Source organism: Aeromonas sp. 97A (assembly GCF_051919185.1).
GTDB lineage: Bacteria > Pseudomonadota > Gammaproteobacteria > Enterobacterales > Aeromonadaceae > Aeromonas > Aeromonas veronii.
The window spans coordinates 2,366,508-2,380,259 of the sequence record NZ_JBQBFF010000001.1 but is presented as its reverse complement, the minus strand read 5'-3'; the positions used below and the strand labels follow the sequence as shown (position 1 = coordinate 2,380,259).

General features: G+C 57.8%; 12 protein-coding genes and 1 tRNA gene. 4 read left to right on the top strand and 9 right to left on the bottom strand.

Going from position 1 to position 13,752, the window contains the following annotated elements; translation table 11 throughout:
- Nucleotides 1-198: 198 nt before the first annotated feature.
- Both ACTG27_RS10555 and ACTG27_RS10550 read right to left on the bottom strand, forming a co-directional pair.
- Entirely contained in the window at nucleotides 199-843 is a 645-nt protein-coding gene (locus ACTG27_RS10555) for a hypothetical protein (RefSeq protein ID WP_439979642.1), read from the bottom strand.
- Between the two features lie 355 nt (nucleotides 844-1,198).
- Nucleotides 1,199-1,807, bottom strand: a complete 609-nt coding sequence (locus ACTG27_RS10550; protein WP_021229106.1) for a short chain dehydrogenase — start codon at nucleotides 1,805-1,807, stop codon at nucleotides 1,199-1,201.
- A gap of 105 nt (nucleotides 1,808-1,912) precedes the next feature.
- Here ACTG27_RS10550 and ACTG27_RS10545 point away from each other — a divergent pair, with 105 nt between their 5' ends.
- Together ACTG27_RS10545 and ACTG27_RS10540 are read left to right on the top strand one after the other, a co-directional pair.
- Entirely contained in the window at nucleotides 1,913-2,794 is an 882-nt protein-coding gene (locus ACTG27_RS10545; protein WP_439979641.1) for a LysR family transcriptional regulator, read from the top strand.
- 128 nt (nucleotides 2,795-2,922) lie between these two features.
- Entirely contained in the window at nucleotides 2,923-3,837 is a 915-nt protein-coding gene (locus tag ACTG27_RS10540) for a Gfo/Idh/MocA family protein (protein WP_439979640.1), read from the top strand.
- 113 nt (nucleotides 3,838-3,950) lie between these two features.
- On the opposite strand, the gene ACTG27_RS10535 is transcribed toward ACTG27_RS10540, so the two are convergent.
- From ACTG27_RS10535 to ACTG27_RS10525, 3 genes are all read right to left on the bottom strand, one after another.
- A complete protein-coding gene (locus ACTG27_RS10535) occupies nucleotides 3,951-4,301 on the bottom strand; it encodes a TusE/DsrC/DsvC family sulfur relay protein (RefSeq protein WP_019446869.1) in 351 nt (116 codons plus the stop codon).
- A gap of 24 nt (nucleotides 4,302-4,325) precedes the next feature.
- On the bottom strand, nucleotides 4,326-6,479 hold the full coding sequence (gene yccS, locus ACTG27_RS10530; protein ID WP_108571638.1) for a YccS family putative transporter: 2,154 nt from the start codon (nucleotides 6,477-6,479) through the stop codon (nucleotides 4,326-4,328).
- 164 nt (nucleotides 6,480-6,643) lie between these two features.
- Nucleotides 6,644-7,300 (bottom strand): Bax inhibitor-1/YccA family protein, encoded by a 657-nt coding sequence (locus tag ACTG27_RS10525; protein WP_005338308.1) that lies wholly within the window; start codon nucleotides 7,298-7,300, stop codon nucleotides 6,644-6,646.
- Nucleotides 7,301-7,508: 208 nt separating this feature from the next.
- On the opposite strand from ACTG27_RS10525, the gene ACTG27_RS10520 reads away from it, so the two are divergent.
- Nucleotides 7,509-7,596, top strand: a tRNA-Ser gene (locus ACTG27_RS10520).
- Nucleotides 7,597-7,710: 114 nt separating this feature from the next.
- Here ACTG27_RS10520 and ulaR read toward each other — a convergent pair.
- From ulaR to ulaG, 4 genes are all read right to left on the bottom strand, one after another.
- On the bottom strand, nucleotides 7,711-8,469 hold the full coding sequence (gene ulaR, locus ACTG27_RS10515; RefSeq protein WP_439979639.1) for an HTH-type transcriptional regulator UlaR: 759 nt from the start codon (nucleotides 8,467-8,469) through the stop codon (nucleotides 7,711-7,713).
- A gap of 97 nt (nucleotides 8,470-8,566) precedes the next feature.
- Nucleotides 8,567-9,439 (bottom strand): L-ribulose-5-phosphate 3-epimerase, encoded by an 873-nt coding sequence (locus ACTG27_RS10510; RefSeq protein WP_439979638.1) that lies wholly within the window; start codon nucleotides 9,437-9,439, stop codon nucleotides 8,567-8,569.
- Nucleotides 9,440-9,453: 14 nt separating this feature from the next.
- Nucleotides 9,454-10,278: a Cof-type HAD-IIB family hydrolase gene (locus ACTG27_RS10505; protein WP_439979637.1), complete on the bottom strand. Its 825-nt coding sequence runs from the start codon at nucleotides 10,276-10,278 to the stop codon at nucleotides 9,454-9,456.
- 119 nt (nucleotides 10,279-10,397) lie between these two features.
- Nucleotides 10,398-11,465 (bottom strand): L-ascorbate 6-phosphate lactonase, encoded by a 1,068-nt coding sequence (gene ulaG / locus ACTG27_RS10500; protein ID WP_439979636.1) that lies wholly within the window; start codon nucleotides 11,463-11,465, stop codon nucleotides 10,398-10,400.
- A gap of 512 nt (nucleotides 11,466-11,977) precedes the next feature.
- Here ulaG and ACTG27_RS10495 point away from each other — a divergent pair.
- The gene (locus tag ACTG27_RS10495; RefSeq protein ID WP_439979635.1) at nucleotides 11,978-13,729 is read left to right on the top strand and encodes a PTS ascorbate-specific subunit IIBC; all 1,752 of its coding nucleotides are present in this window, start codon (nucleotides 11,978-11,980) and stop codon (nucleotides 13,727-13,729) included.
- Nucleotides 13,730-13,752 lie beyond the last annotated feature (23 nt).

Here is a 13,752-nt window from a genome sequence, read left to right as displayed (position 1 = left end):
CTTCTGATAAAGCAGTAAGCAAGGGGAGGGGATAGAGGATGGCTACAGGGAGAGCAATAGAGGCTCAACCAACCACTGCGCCGGTCACGGCTGAGTGGTCAGTGAGCGTTGTTGGGATGGTGCCCTATTGCCTTACCTCCTGCCCCGCCATCTTGATCCAAAGGGGGGGGCAATTAAAGGTTGCCAATTAAGGGTTGCTTAATACCACGCCAATATGGCATCGAACATGCGGGTATGGGTCACTTGCAGGTTTGCCGCTTTGGTAGAAATGGCTGCGCTATAGAGCTGGACGCCGGGTTCGTTATGACTCTGCACCAGATAGTTTTTATGGCTACAGGTCCCGTAGAGGGAGAGGCTTTTTCTCGCGCAGTGGCCAAGAAACAGTACCCCACCAAGGCCGAGCATCAGGCCACATATATCCAGCTGATTGATATCCATCAGATTGACGGCGGGCAGGGCAAATTGTGCCTCGGCCTGCTGCGCGAGTTCATAGAGTGACACGGCAAACATGGCGCCGCAGAGCAGCAGTTTGAGGCGGGCGAGGCTGGTGAGTTTGGTCTGCATCACGTCCGGCGAGACAAAATAGAGGTTCTCCAGATGTCGTCTCTGCTCCTTGATAAGGATCCCGCGCACATTGACATCAACCTCGACCTGGGTTGATTCGCGATAGACCAGCCCCTGTTTTTCCCACTCGTCCGCCAGCATGGCAACCAGCACCGGATAGACGACAATGGCCAGGCCGCAATAGATCGGCAGCGCATGATATCCGCTGGATATCAGCCCAACTGACAATATTGCGAATATATAGGGCGACAAGGCTTTGAGTGCAATTGATGATTTCATCGTTATACATCCATAAATAACGCGTTTTATAAGTGCCGATAGCGCACAGGCAATAGTGGCCGCGCCAATAAGCTGCGGCCAAACAGGGCGTTGGTCAGCGGTAATCCATTCCGGCAAATAGCCTGAAATAGTCCCTTTGCTCGGTAACAGGGAGAAGAGCGCCATAGTAAGCCAAACGAGGCCACTCTGACAGTGACTCGGATGACATAAATCTGTGGGTTATCGTCGAAATGAAATCATATTCTGTCGCTACTCCGGTTCCTCTATGCAAAAAGCCCCGAGAGCAGAGCTTTCGGGGAAGAGGAAAAACATCGACAAGGAATTACAAAGGCATTGGGGTCACACCTGAACCGGATCAGGCATCGACATAGAGCACCTGGCCGCTAATAAAGCCATCGACGGAGCGCTCAAACGCCTTGCCGACCAAGGCACCCGGCACCGGCTGGAAGCCCGGCATCATCTCGCCATATACGTCCCACGCCTCTTCCAGTACGGTCGGGTTGACCACATTGATGCGAATGCCACGGGGCAGCTCGTGGGCCACGCACTGGACAAAGGTATCGATGGCGCCGCTGGTGGTGGCATCGGCAATGGCCAGCGGGATCGGCTTGATATTGAGGATGCCGGAGATCAGGGTGAAGGAGCCCCCCTGATTGATGTAGTTGAGGCCGACATTGACCAGATTGATCTGCCCCATCAGCTTGCTCTGGATGGTGGTTTGCCACTGCTCGTCGCTCATCTCGCCAAAGGGGGCGTATTCGCAAAATCCTGCGGTATTGACCACCGCATCGAAGGAACCCACGTTTTGGTAGAGCCGCTCGATAGACTCTCTGCTGGTGATATCCACCTGAAAATCACATCCCTCGCCGGATCGGCTGGCGGTAATGACCTTGTGCTTGCCCAGACCACTGAGGGCGGCTTGCCCCATTTTCCCCTGAGCACCAATCAGAATGACAGTTTTCATCGTTAACCTCGCTTTGCTGGAAGAGCTGCAAGGTTAGAGAGCCACTGATACAATGTAAATCACGGGTGGTTTGTATGTGATATAACTTTAATTAGTGAGGTAAGGGTGGAGAAGATCGATATCAGGCAGATGCGGGTGCTGGTGCTGCTGGTGAGATACAAGAGTGTGTCGCGGGTGGCCGAGCAGCTGGAGATCTCCCAACAGGGGGTGAGCAGCCATCTGAAAAAGCTGCGAGATCTCTTTCCCGCCGAGCTGTTTATCCGCCAGAGCGCCGGATTGCAGCCGACCGACTACGCCTGCGAGCTGGCCGACAGATTTGAGCAGATCCTGGCCGATATTGACGGGGTCTTTGTGGCAACCCCCTTCGATCCCGCCAGCAGTCAGCGTACCTTCAGGGTGATGGCCAACGAATATGCCCAGCTCGCCATTATTCCAAGGCTGGCGAGCGCCCTGGGTACTCAGGCGCCCTCCATCCGGCTCGATGTGGTGGACTTTCAGGCCGAGCTGCATCTGGACGCACTGGCCAGCGGCGAGGTCGATCTGGTGATTGGTTTTGATGCCTATCTCGACCCGGGGTTGCTGCGCGCCACCCTGCGCCGGGATCACTACTGCTGTGTGCTGCGCCAGGACTCCCGATATCTTTCGGACAACGCCCCGCAGGATCTGGCGGCCATCCCCTTTGTGCAGTTCGCCAACAGCGTCGGTAATTTCGAAGGGCAGATGAGCCCGCAGCAGGTCGCCAGCGCGGCGGTGGCGACGCTCCCCTGTTACACCTCGCTGCAAGCCTTTATGTCGGTCAATGACGTGGCGGCCTGCATTCCGTCGGCCATCGCCGCCCTCGGCGATTTTCGCGTACTGGAGCTGGCCGGGGCGCCGCAGCAGTTCGAGGTGGTGGTCGGCAGGCATCGCAAAAGCCAGGGCAATCTCGCTATCGAGTGGCTGGCCGAGGTGATCAAGTCAGTCTGCGATCTTGCCATGCCCGGATAACGCCGCCGTTTGCACAGAGCGGCCGCCACCAGCCAACGCGCTAACGGCAGGCTGGATCTGCGGGACAAATCCTGCGATGGTGCGGGCAGTTATCCGCTTGTCCCGTTATCGAGTGAAAAGGAGTTGAGATGCGCATTGCCATGATTGGTCTGGGGGATATCGCCCAGAAAGCCTATCTGCCGCTGCTGGCGAGCGACGAGCGGGTCACCCCGCTGCTCTGCACCCGGAGTCCAGCGGTGCTGGAGAAGCTCGCCCGCCAGTATCGGGTCGCCGAGTGCTTTACCGATGTGGCGGCCCTGCTGGCCAGTCGCCCCGACGCCGTGATGATCCACGCCGCGACCGCCGTTCACCGCGAGCTGGCCGAGCAGTGCCTGCGCGCAGGGATCCCCACCTTTGTCGACAAGCCCCTGTGCGACAATCTGGCCGAAGCCGAGGCGTTGGCCAACCTCGCCATCGCGCAAGATTGCGCCCTCTTTACCGGCTTTAACCGCCGCTATCTGCCCGCCATGGCCGAGGCGCGGGCCCAGCCGCTCACCGAGCTCAACTGGCAGAAACACCGCTTCGCTCTGCCCGGCAAGGCGCGGGATTTTATGTTTGACGACTTTATCCATGTGCTCGACAGCCTCTGCTTCTATGGCGGCGTGCCGGATGGGGAGGTCCATGCGGTATTGCGCCCCTGTGCGCAGGATAACAGCCTGCTGGCCGGGGTGAGCGTCAGCTGGCAGAGCGGCGATCGCGCCATCAGCGGCAGCATGAACCGCAGCGCCGGGATCACCGAGGAGCGCATCGATGCCTATGGCGACAATCTCTCCCTGCACCTTGAGAACTGCACCCGCGGCATCATCGCCCGCGACAAACAGGCGCAGATGCTTAGCCCCAACGACTGGCAGCCGGTACTGGCCCAGCGCGGCTTTGCCGCCATGCTGGATCACTGGTATCAACAGATTGAAATCGGCAAGGCGGATAGCGAGCTGATCGCCTCCTACCTGCATGGTCACCGGCTGGCAGAGCAGCTGGTGGCGCTGGCCGACAAGCGGGGATAAGGCTGGCCGAGTCTGTGCGAGGGATATGAATGGACGGTGCGCGAAGATAGCGCACCAAACACAACGGGGGCCGCAGTTGCAGCCCCCGTTGTTATGGGATGAGATGCATGGGATCAGATGCACTTCACCGGTTTGGGCAGGCCGCCAATCTTGGTCGCCTGCTTGGCGGGCCCTTCCGGGAACAGCTTGTAGAGGTAGCGGCTGTTGCCCTTCTCGGGGCCGTACTGTTTCTCCATCGCCTTGACCAGCGCGCGGATGGCGGGGGAGGTGTTGAACTCCAGATAGAAGGCGCGCACAAAGCGCACCACTTCCCAGTGCGGCTCCTCAAGTGTGATCCCCTCCTGCGCGGCCAGCACCAGCGCCAGCTCCTCGCTCCAGTCGTTGCTGTTGAGCAGGTAGCCCTTGGCATCGGTCTCGATGAGTTGGCCGTTGAATTCCAGCTGATGTTTTTCGGACGCAGACATGAGGGCTCCTCGCTAATGGGGCTATCAGGATTGGGCGGGCATGGTAGCGCCTTGATCCCCGGTGAGCAACCGGCTCTCGTTAGCCAGATGCAGCAGCTGATCCGCCAGCTCGCTGATCAGGTTGAGCTGCTGGGTCAGCATCAGCTGCTCCTCGCTGCTGTCCGGACTTATCACCGGGCACTGACCCCCGATGGAGCTGGAGGGGTTGCCCGCCAGATGACCGGCGGCCTGCTCAAGGGTGTGGCAGATGTGGTGGCGCACCTCATCCAGCCCGCTGATGGCCTCCAGTTTGTCGCGATGGGCCCCCAGCGCCGAGATGTAGGAGAGCAGGGCGTGGTTGCGCCAGGTGAGGGTAAAGCAGAGATCGAGGAAGCGGCGGCGCTTTTGCGGCTCCACCAGCATGCTCTGCCAGGCGGTGGCCAGCTCGCTGTCTGCCAGATGGGCGCTCTTGCGCGCCACCCGATAGTCGATGGACTCGTCCCGCTGCTGCTTGAGGCTCGCCAGCACCGCCGAGAGGTAGCGGGCGTTGGCCGAGAGCGAATTGGCGATCAGGGTCGGCAGCCGTTTGTACTGCCAGTCCGGCCAGAGCCAGGCCACCAGCCCGTAGGAGATCAGGCAGCCGAGCAGGGTATCGAGCAGCCGCGGCCCGAGAATGGCAAAGCCGATGCCATCGAGCAGGTTGAAGGCCATCAGCACGTAGAGGGTGATAAAGCAGACCGCGGCGCTGTAGTTGTTGCGCACCTGAGTAAAGAAGAGGAAGGCGGCCAGCCCCATCACCACCAGCTGAACGTGCAGCTCGGGGAAGAGCCAGAGCACCGGAATGCCCACCAGAATACCCGCGAAGGTGCCGAGCATCCGCTGCACCAGTCGGCGGCGGGTGGCGCTGTAGCTGGGCTGGCAGACAAACAGCACGGTCAGCAAAATCCAGTAGCCCTTTTCCAGATCAAAGGCTTGCAGTATGCCGTAGCCAATCACCAGCCCCAAGGATAGGCGCAGCGCGTGGCGAAACACCATGGAGTGCAAGGTGAGGTGCTGCTTGAGCTGGGTCAGCAGCGGCAGGCGGGGAGGGCGCGCCAGCGCGGGCAGCTCCTGTTCCGGCTGCTCGGGGTTTTGCAGCACTTCGGCGCTGCCGAGCAGCTGGTTGATGCTGGCCAGATTGCGGCGCAGGAACTTCATCGGCGTCAGCAGGGTTTTCGGGTAGTGCTGTTTGAGATTGGTGAACTCCAGCTGATCGCCAAGGGCTTCCAGTGTCCAGTGAATGCGCTTGTTGTGAGCGTAGGGCTTGTGCACCAGAATGGCGTAACCGAGCCGCTGGCACGCCTCGGAGAGCTGCAGGAACACCTCCTGAAATCCTTCCAGCACTATGCCCTGCTTGAGCTCCGCTTCCAGCCGGCTGTAGGGGTAGTGGCTGGAGGTGGCGCGCTCGTGAATTTCCAGCGCCAGCAGGTAGAGACGCAGCAGGCTGGCCAGCTCCGGGCTCGCCGGATGGCGGCGGCTCAGGCGGGCGTTGAGGGCCGACTTGGTGAGGGTCAGCGCGCTCACCAGATTGATGTTGAGCTGGGCCAGATTGTGGCGAATGGCCTGAGCGCCGTGCTCGTCTGCCGGGAAGAAGCGGGATTTTTCCAGCAGGTAGCGGCCAAGGGCGAAGTAGCTCTGGGCCAGCTGCTCGTGCAGGGTCTTGTAGGGCAGCAGCCAGAGCCAGATAAACGAGACCAGCCCGTACCAGAGGGCGCCGGCGCCGAGGGCCAGCGGCTGGTAGAAGAGATCCGGCGCCTTGGCGGCACCCAGCATGGTGTAGATAGCGATCAGCAGCGAGCCGAAGCTGATGGTGGCGTAGCGGGCACCGAGCGCCCCCACCATCACGAAGATAAAGGTGGAGCTGGCAAGCCCGATGGCAAACAGCCAGGGGGTGGGGTAGAGATACTGCACACACAGGGACGCAAACATGAAGCAAATCAGCGTCATGGCGAGGTTTTTGAGGCGCCCCCACAGGCTGTCATCGGTTTCGGCGATGGCGCCCGCCACGACCCCGAGGGAGAGCAGCACGGTGAGCTGGATATTGCCGGTGGCCAGGGTGAAGGCGAGCAGACCGAGAATGGCCAGCAGCACCTTGAGGGCGAAGTAGATGTGACTATCGGTCAGCAGTCGGCGCAGCAGGCCAGAGAGATCCATCGGCATGAGACAGGTGAAACCCTTGATCGAAACGAGAGCGAGATAGTAACCCGCCAAGCGCGAAGTGGCCCTGATCCAAATCAGGGCCACTTCGCTTCATATCCTTGATTTACAACTTATCCTGACAAAAATCGGCGCCAATAAAAACCCCGCCGAAGCGGGGTTTCTGATTAGTTGCGGTTGCCGCCAAGCAGGCTCAGCAAGCTCAGGAAGATGTTGTAGATGGAGACATACAGGGTGACGGTGGCAGAGATGTAGTTGGTCTCGCCGCCGCGCACGATCTGCTGGGTAGTCAGCAGGATGGCCCCGGAGGAGAAGAGCATGAACATGGCGGACAGAGCCAGGCTCAGGGCGCTCATCTGCAGGAAGATGTTGGCAATCATGGCTACCAGCAGTACCCAGAAACCGACGAACAGCATGCCGCCAATGAAAGAGAGGTCACGCTTGGTAGTCAGGGCATAAGCCGACAGACCGAAGAAGGTAAGCGCGGTGCCGCCAAGGGCGGTCATCACGATCTCGCCACCACCATTGTTCATGTACATGTTGATGATGGGGCCCAGGCTATAGCCCAGCAGACCGGTCAGGGCGAAGGTGAAGACCAGCCCCATGCCGTTGTTGCGATTCTTCTCGGTCAGGAACATCAGACCGTAGACACCGATCAGGAACACGGCCCAGTGCAGCGGCGGCATGTTCATCACGGTAGCGACCCCCGCCACCACGGCAGAGAAGCCCAGAGTGAGGGAGAGCAGCATATAGGTGTTACGCAGTACCTTGTTGGTATCGCGTACGGCACTTTGGGTGCCAGTGTAGATAGAACGGGTATCCATCTTGGGTGTCCTCTTGATGTCCGGGTGAGACGGCGAGCAGCCGCCTCGTGATCGCTGTTTGTTACTGCATGTTTACGCATTGTATGTAGAACAAATAGGGATGACGAGGAACAATTTCAAGCCACCTGCCATTTTGCTCCCGCACACTATCCCACAGGAAATATGTATTGCATATGAACAAGGGCTTAGCGTAGTATGCACGCCGTTCGGAGGGGTGGCAGAGCGGCTGAATGCACCGGTCTTGAAAACCGGCGATGGGCGACCATCCGTGGGTTCAAATCCCACCTCCTCCGCCATATTCAAAGAGAAAGCCCAAGCGGTCACCCGCTTGGGCTTTTTTGTATCTGCGGTTTCTGGCCGAAAATGGCCTTGAATGAAGGCGCCGACAAAGCGCCCCGGCACTTTATGTCCTAGACCAGAATGACCTGCACATTTTTGGCTTTGATCTGCTCGATGACCTCTTTATCCGCATCCTTGCCGGTGATCAGAATGTCGATCTTGCTGGCGGCGCAAAACAGCATGCCTGCCCGTTGTCCCACCTTGCTGCTGTCAGCCAGTACCACCAGCCGGCCGACGTGGTTGAGCATCTTCTGCTCCGCCATGGCGGTCAGCATATCCATCTTGTAGAGACCATCTGTGGTGACACCCTTGCCGCTGGTAAACATCCAGTGCCCGGCATAGAGGGAGGAGATCTCGTCCTGCGGTGCTAGGGTGATGGATTGCGACTTGTTGTATTGACCGCCGATGATCACCACGCCGTCATGGTCATTCTCGATCAGGTAGTTGGCGAGCGGGAAGTAGTTGGTGATGACCTGAACATCCTGTCCGCAGATCTCCTGACCCAGCACGAAGGCGGTGGAGCCACAGTTGATGACCGCGCTTTCCCCCGGTTTGATCAGGGCTGCTGCCGCCTGGGCGATGCGCACCTTTTCGCTGTGAGTGAGGCTTTCATTGCTGTCGAGCGGAGACCAGTGGGCCTTTCTGGCCTGCATCAGGGCTTCGGCCCCGTTGCGCACCTTGCGCAGCTTGCCGGAGTCATTGAGCTTGTTGATATCGCGGCGCGCGGTGGCCGGAGAGATATCAAAGGCTTGCATTATGCTGTTGACCGACAGATGACGTTTCTGATTGAGCAGTTCCAAAATGGCGTTATGGCGATGTGCTTCTGTCATATCATGCCTGATGATGATTGAATCTGATTGGGTGGTGATTATATCGCGCATAGGTGTCGATGACAGCAACCTTGTTAACTCTTCTGATAACGGGCGTTCAGGCGATCGCCAGACCGGCTTGCCGAGCGTGTTCGACCAGTCGCGCCTTGGCCTTTTTCAGGTTGCTGACCCACTCTTCATCCTTGGCCCACATCTCCAGCACCAGGGGGCCGTGGTAACCGATTTTTGCCAGAGTGTGGAAAATGGCGGCAAAGTCGACCTCTCCTTCGCCAATGACCAGATCACGGAACTGCCCGCTGCAATTGGCCGTTACCTTGCGGGTGTCTTTGAGGTGGATCTGCACGATATGGTCCGCACTCAATTGCAGCTCGGTGCAGGTGTCATAGTTCCAGCCGGTGATATTGCCGACATCCGGGTAGGCCATGAAGTAGGGGGAGGGGATCTGCTTTTTCAGCACCTCGAATTTGCTGAGGGAGTTGAGATAGGGGGTATCCATGATCTCCACACCCAGCATGATGCCTGCCCGTTCCGCCATTTTGGCTGCCGCCTTCATCCCGTCGATGAAGTGGCGGTGGGTATCGTCGCTTTGCGGTTCGTAATAGACGTCGTAGCCCGCCAGCTGGATGCAGCGAATGCCGAGCTTGTACGCCAGATTGATCGCTTTTTCCATGATGATGGCCGCCTGTGCGCGGATGGCCGGATCCTGCGAACCAAACGGAAAGCGGCGATGGGCGCTCAGGCACATGGAGTGCAACGGCAAGCTGTGCTGCTCGCACAGTCGTCTGAGCCGATAGATTTCGCTATCTGACCAGTCGAGCCGTTGCAGTTTTTCATCTGATTCATCAATGGATATCTCGATGAAATCAAAGCCAAGCTCCTTGGCCGACAGAATTTTCTCTTGCCACTCCAGTGTAGGGGGCATGGCTTTTTCATAAAGGCCGAGGCGTAAGGCATGGTCAAAGTGGTGCATACAAGCTCCTGCAGTCAGATAGGGAAATAGCGGTTCAATACCTCGAGGATCCCGCCCTCGTCGTTGCTCTCGCGGGTGACCCGGTTGGCCATCTGTTTGACCTCCTGCTCAGCATTGGCCATGGCGATGCCCATCCCTGCGAGGCAGAGCATGGAGGTGTCGTTGTGGTTGTCGCCGATTGCGACCAGTCGCGCCGGGCTGATCCCTTGCTGGTCCAGATACTCCTGCAGTCGCGATCCCTTGCTGTTGCCACGGCGGGCAAAATCAACCCGATTGGCCCAGGACTGTTCACCACTGAAGTGTTCGCGTACCCAAGGGTGATGTGAGAAGGCCTGAATGGCGGTGATCTCTCCCTCGGCCACGAACTTCCAGACATGGCTGCTGTTGGCCAACTCCTCTTCAAACGAGTCAACACTGGCTACCTGCGGCTGGATAGGCGGCGCAAAGCTGCTGGCCCACTGCTGCAGGGCCGCCACGTAGCGTACCGGCTGATGAGCGGAGTAGACCATGCGGTCAGTGACATACATGACGAGGTTGAGCCGGTGCTCCTTTGCCAGCGCGATAAAGCGTTGTGCCAGTTCATGGGGAATGGCGTTCTCTGCCAGCACGGCGCGCCGGTCGTAGTCGTAAACGTAGGTGCCGTTACAGCAGATGATGGGAGTAGTCAGTCCCAATTCGTGGTGATAGGGGTGGGCGGCCGTGTGGTGTCTGCCGGTGACCAGCATGACGGTGGTCTGCTCCTTGATCCTCATAATGGCCTCTTTGATGGCCGGCATGATGGTGTGAGCACTGGTCAGGGTGGTGCCATCGAGATCGAGGGCCAGGGCGTGATAGCGCATCGTCTGATCTTCTTGTTATCCGGTGAGGTGGGGGCAATAGAGGGGGTGATTGAGATGACGCCTTGCTGGCTCATCTCCATCACCCTCCCTCGTATTACCCGGCGTCTGACAGGTCGTGCTTACAGGAAAGATTTGTAAGGCAGCTCCGGCTCGTCGATGAAGATGTCATCGAACCCGCGCGGGTGCTGGTAGTGCAGCTTGCTCTGGTCGGTCGGGAAGATGTATTTGCCACCGACTTGCCAGAAGAAGGGGCTGAAGCGATAGCCGAGGCGATCTTTTTTCATGTTCCAGAGCACTTCGATCTCGCGGGGATCGCTTTGGAAGTTGGCCCAGATATCGTGGTGGAACGGGATCACCACCTTGGTGTTGAGGGACTCCCCGGCCCGCAAGATGTCTGATGAGGTCATCTTGTCGGTCACGCCGCGGGGGTTCTCGCCATAAGAGAGCAGCGCCACATCGATCTGGTAGTCATTGCCATGCTTGGCGTAGTAGTTGGAGTAGTGAGAATCACCCGAGTGGTAGAGGTTGCCCCCGGATGTCTTGACCAGATAGTTCACTGCCCGATCATCCATGCCATCCAGAATGCTCTTGTCGGTGGAGGAGACCCCCGCCGGCAGGGTGACCAGCGCGGTACGGTCAAAGGCATCGAGTACCTGGATCACGATATCGCCCACCGGGATCTCGTCACCTACGCGGGCCACCACGCAACGCTCGGCAGGCACCCCCCAGCGCAACCAGAGGTCGACACAGGCTTTCGGGCCGATGAACTTCACATGCTCACCACAGTTTTGCAGCACGGCAGCCGCCACATTGACGTCGATATGGTCGGCATGATCGTGGGTAGCGAGCACTGCATCGATATCTTTAATCCCGAAAGGATCGAGCACGAAAGGTGAGGTTCTCAGGTTGGGTTGCAGCTTGCGCACGCCCCCCATCCGCATCATCTGGTGCTGCTTGTTCATGTAGGGATTACCATGGGTTCGCTTGCCCGTGCCGCACCAGAAGTCGATGGAGATGTTGGTATTGCCGGCAGACTTCAGCCAGATACCGGTGCAACCCAGCCACCACATGGCGAAGGTATTCGGTTTGACCTCTTCCTGCTCAATCTCTTCATTCAGCCAGGTGCCCCACTCGGGGAAGGTGCTGAGGATCCACGATTCACGGGTGATTTCTTCAATCTTGCTCATCTCACATACCTTTCTGATTTGGATGGTTCACACAGTGGTGATTCATCGGGTGATGACATGACTTGCATGGTTGCGAGTCAGTGATTTGCTTTGATTGGTTATGACTATATTACCCGTCTTTGTGATTATCAATGATTATGGCGATTGTTTTGTGAGATTAATTGCGGCATATCACAATCAAGAGATGAGTACCTTTTTAAGTGATTGTATCTATTGGTTTTACTTGTTTTTTGTCTATTTATAGGGGTTGTTTGAATCCTTTTGTGCGGCTTTGAGTACCCTTTTAACCGAAATTTTACATCCAGATGGTGGAAAAAAGAGATTCTCCCGACCTCGATCTTCATCACAATAAATCACGGCGTGACTATGTATGATTATTTTGAATTTGATAGTGAGTGGTGGCATTTGAATCTGCTCGCGGGGCGTCAGGTAAAGCAATGCCCATATGAATGGTGAGATGTCCGCACCAATCCAATAGCCATGAGTTGTCCTCATCTGGACGGAGCATAAATATGGAAACCCTCTACAACGCTTTTTACATCTTTTACAGTCAGGTGATGACCAAGGCACCCCTGCTGTTGGGGCTGGTGACCTGTATTGGCTACCTGTTGCTCAAGCAGGATGGCACGACGGTCGTCAAGGGGACGGTGAAGACCATCGTCGGTTTCATGCTGGTGCAGGTGGGCGCCAGTACGCTGGTGGCCGGCTTCAAGCCGGTGGTGGACAAGATTGCGGAATATCATCACCTCACCGGTTCAGTGATTGATCCCTACACCACCATGATGGCGACCATGGAAACCATGGGAGAGAACTACTCCTGGGTCGGATATGCGGTATTGCTGGCCCTTGCCCTCAATATTCTGCTGGTGTTGCTGCGGCGCTATACCGGGATCCGCACCATCATGCTGACCGGCCACATCATGTTTCAGCAGGTAGGTCTGATCGCGGTCTTCTATATGGTGATGGGGGCCTCGATGTGGGAAACCATCCTCTATTCCGCCGTCATCATGGCGCTCTATTGGGGGATCTCCTCCAACATCATGTTCAAGCCGACTCAGGAAGTGACAGGCGGGGCGGGGTTCTCCATCGGCCACCAGCAACAGGTCGCTTCCTGGATTGCCACCAAGGTGGCTCCGAAACTGGGCAATAAAGAAGAGAGCGTCGATCACCTGAAGCTGCCAAAGTGGCTGCACATCTTCCACGACAGCATCACGGCGACCGCTATCGTGATGACCATCTTCTTCGGTATCATCCTGCTCTCGTTTGGCCTCGATAATCTGCAACAGATGGCGGGCCAGACTCACTGGTCCATCTACATTCTCGAAACCGGTCTCAAGTTTGCGGTCGCCATTCAGGTCATCGTGGTGGGGGTGCGGATGTTCGTTGCCGAACTCTCCGAGGCCTTCAAGGGGATCTCCGAACGGGTCATTCCCAACGCCGTCCTGGCAATCGATTGCGCCGCTATCTACGCCTACTCGCCGAATGCCATGGTCTTTGGCTTCATGTGGGGGGCTATCGGTCAGTTCCTTGCTGTGCTTGCCCTGCTGGCATTCCAAGCGCCCATCATGATTATCCCGGGCTTCATTCCCATGTTCTTCTCCAACGCCACCATAGGGGTGTTCGCCAACCACTTTGGCGGCTGGCGCGCAGTGATGAAGATCTGCTTCGTGATGGGGATCATCGAGGTGCTGGGCTCTGCCTGGGCAATCCACCTGTTCACGGTCAATGGCACCAGCTTCAATGGCTGGATGGGGATGGCTGACTGGGCGCTGGTGTTCCCGGTGATCATGCAGGGACTCTCCTTCTCTTCCCTGTTCTTCGTGGTATTGCTGGCCGGTGCCGGGCTTTATATGTACTTCGCTTCCCGCACCCTGCGGATGGAAGAGGATATGGCTGTCCCGAGTGCTGCTGTGGCAGAAGACGCAGCCGATCTGCCAGCCTCGCCAGTCGAGAGTGCCAAAGGGGGGCATGCAGTGCGGATCCTGGCGGTATGCGGCAACGGTCAGGGTTCCTCCATGATGATGAAGATGAAGATAGGCAAGTTTCTCGAACAGCGTGGCGTGCCCCATGTCATGGACTCCTGCGCCGTTGCTGATTACAAAACCAAGCTGCAGACCACCGACATCATCGTCTCTTCCAAGCATCTGGCCGGCGAGATGAGCCCCGGTGAGGGCAAATTCGTGCTGGGCGTGCAGAACATGCTCAACCCCAATTCGTTTGGTGATGAACTGCTGGGCATCATCAAGAACAACTTTGCAAATTAAGCCGATGATCCTCGCTGCACTCG

What these genes read in the sequence shown, in the direction of transcription:
- ulaR (WP_439979639.1), bottom strand. Translation starts at nt 8,469, where the DNA reads ATGACAGAAGCACATCGCCATAACGCCATTTTGGAACTGCTCAATCAG.
- yccS (WP_108571638.1), bottom strand. Translation starts at nt 6,479, where the DNA reads ATGCCGATGGATCTCTCTGGCCTGCTGCGCCGACTGCTGACCGATAGT.
- ACTG27_RS10505 (WP_439979637.1), bottom strand. Translation starts at nt 10,278, where the DNA reads ATGCGCTATCACGCCCTGGCCCTCGATCTCGATGGCACCACCCTGACC.
- ACTG27_RS10510 (WP_439979638.1), bottom strand. Translation starts at nt 9,439, where the DNA reads ATGCACCACTTTGACCATGCCTTACGCCTCGGCCTTTATGAAAAAGCC.
- ACTG27_RS10495 (WP_439979635.1), top strand. Translation starts at nt 11,978, where the DNA reads ATGGAAACCCTCTACAACGCTTTTTACATCTTTTACAGTCAGGTGATG.
- ACTG27_RS10525 (WP_005338308.1), bottom strand. Translation starts at nt 7,300, where the DNA reads ATGGATACCCGTTCTATCTACACTGGCACCCAAAGTGCCGTACGCGAT.
- ulaG (WP_439979636.1), bottom strand. Translation starts at nt 11,465, where the DNA reads ATGAGCAAGATTGAAGAAATCACCCGTGAATCGTGGATCCTCAGCACC.
- ACTG27_RS10550 (WP_021229106.1), bottom strand. Translation starts at nt 1,807, where the DNA reads ATGAAAACTGTCATTCTGATTGGTGCTCAGGGGAAAATGGGGCAAGCC.
- ACTG27_RS10540 (WP_439979640.1), top strand. Translation starts at nt 2,923, where the DNA reads ATGCGCATTGCCATGATTGGTCTGGGGGATATCGCCCAGAAAGCCTAT.
- ACTG27_RS10535 (WP_019446869.1), bottom strand. Translation starts at nt 4,301, where the DNA reads ATGTCTGCGTCCGAAAAACATCAGCTGGAATTCAACGGCCAACTCATC.
- ACTG27_RS10555 (WP_439979642.1), bottom strand. Translation starts at nt 843, where the DNA reads ATGAAATCATCAATTGCACTCAAAGCCTTGTCGCCCTATATATTCGCA.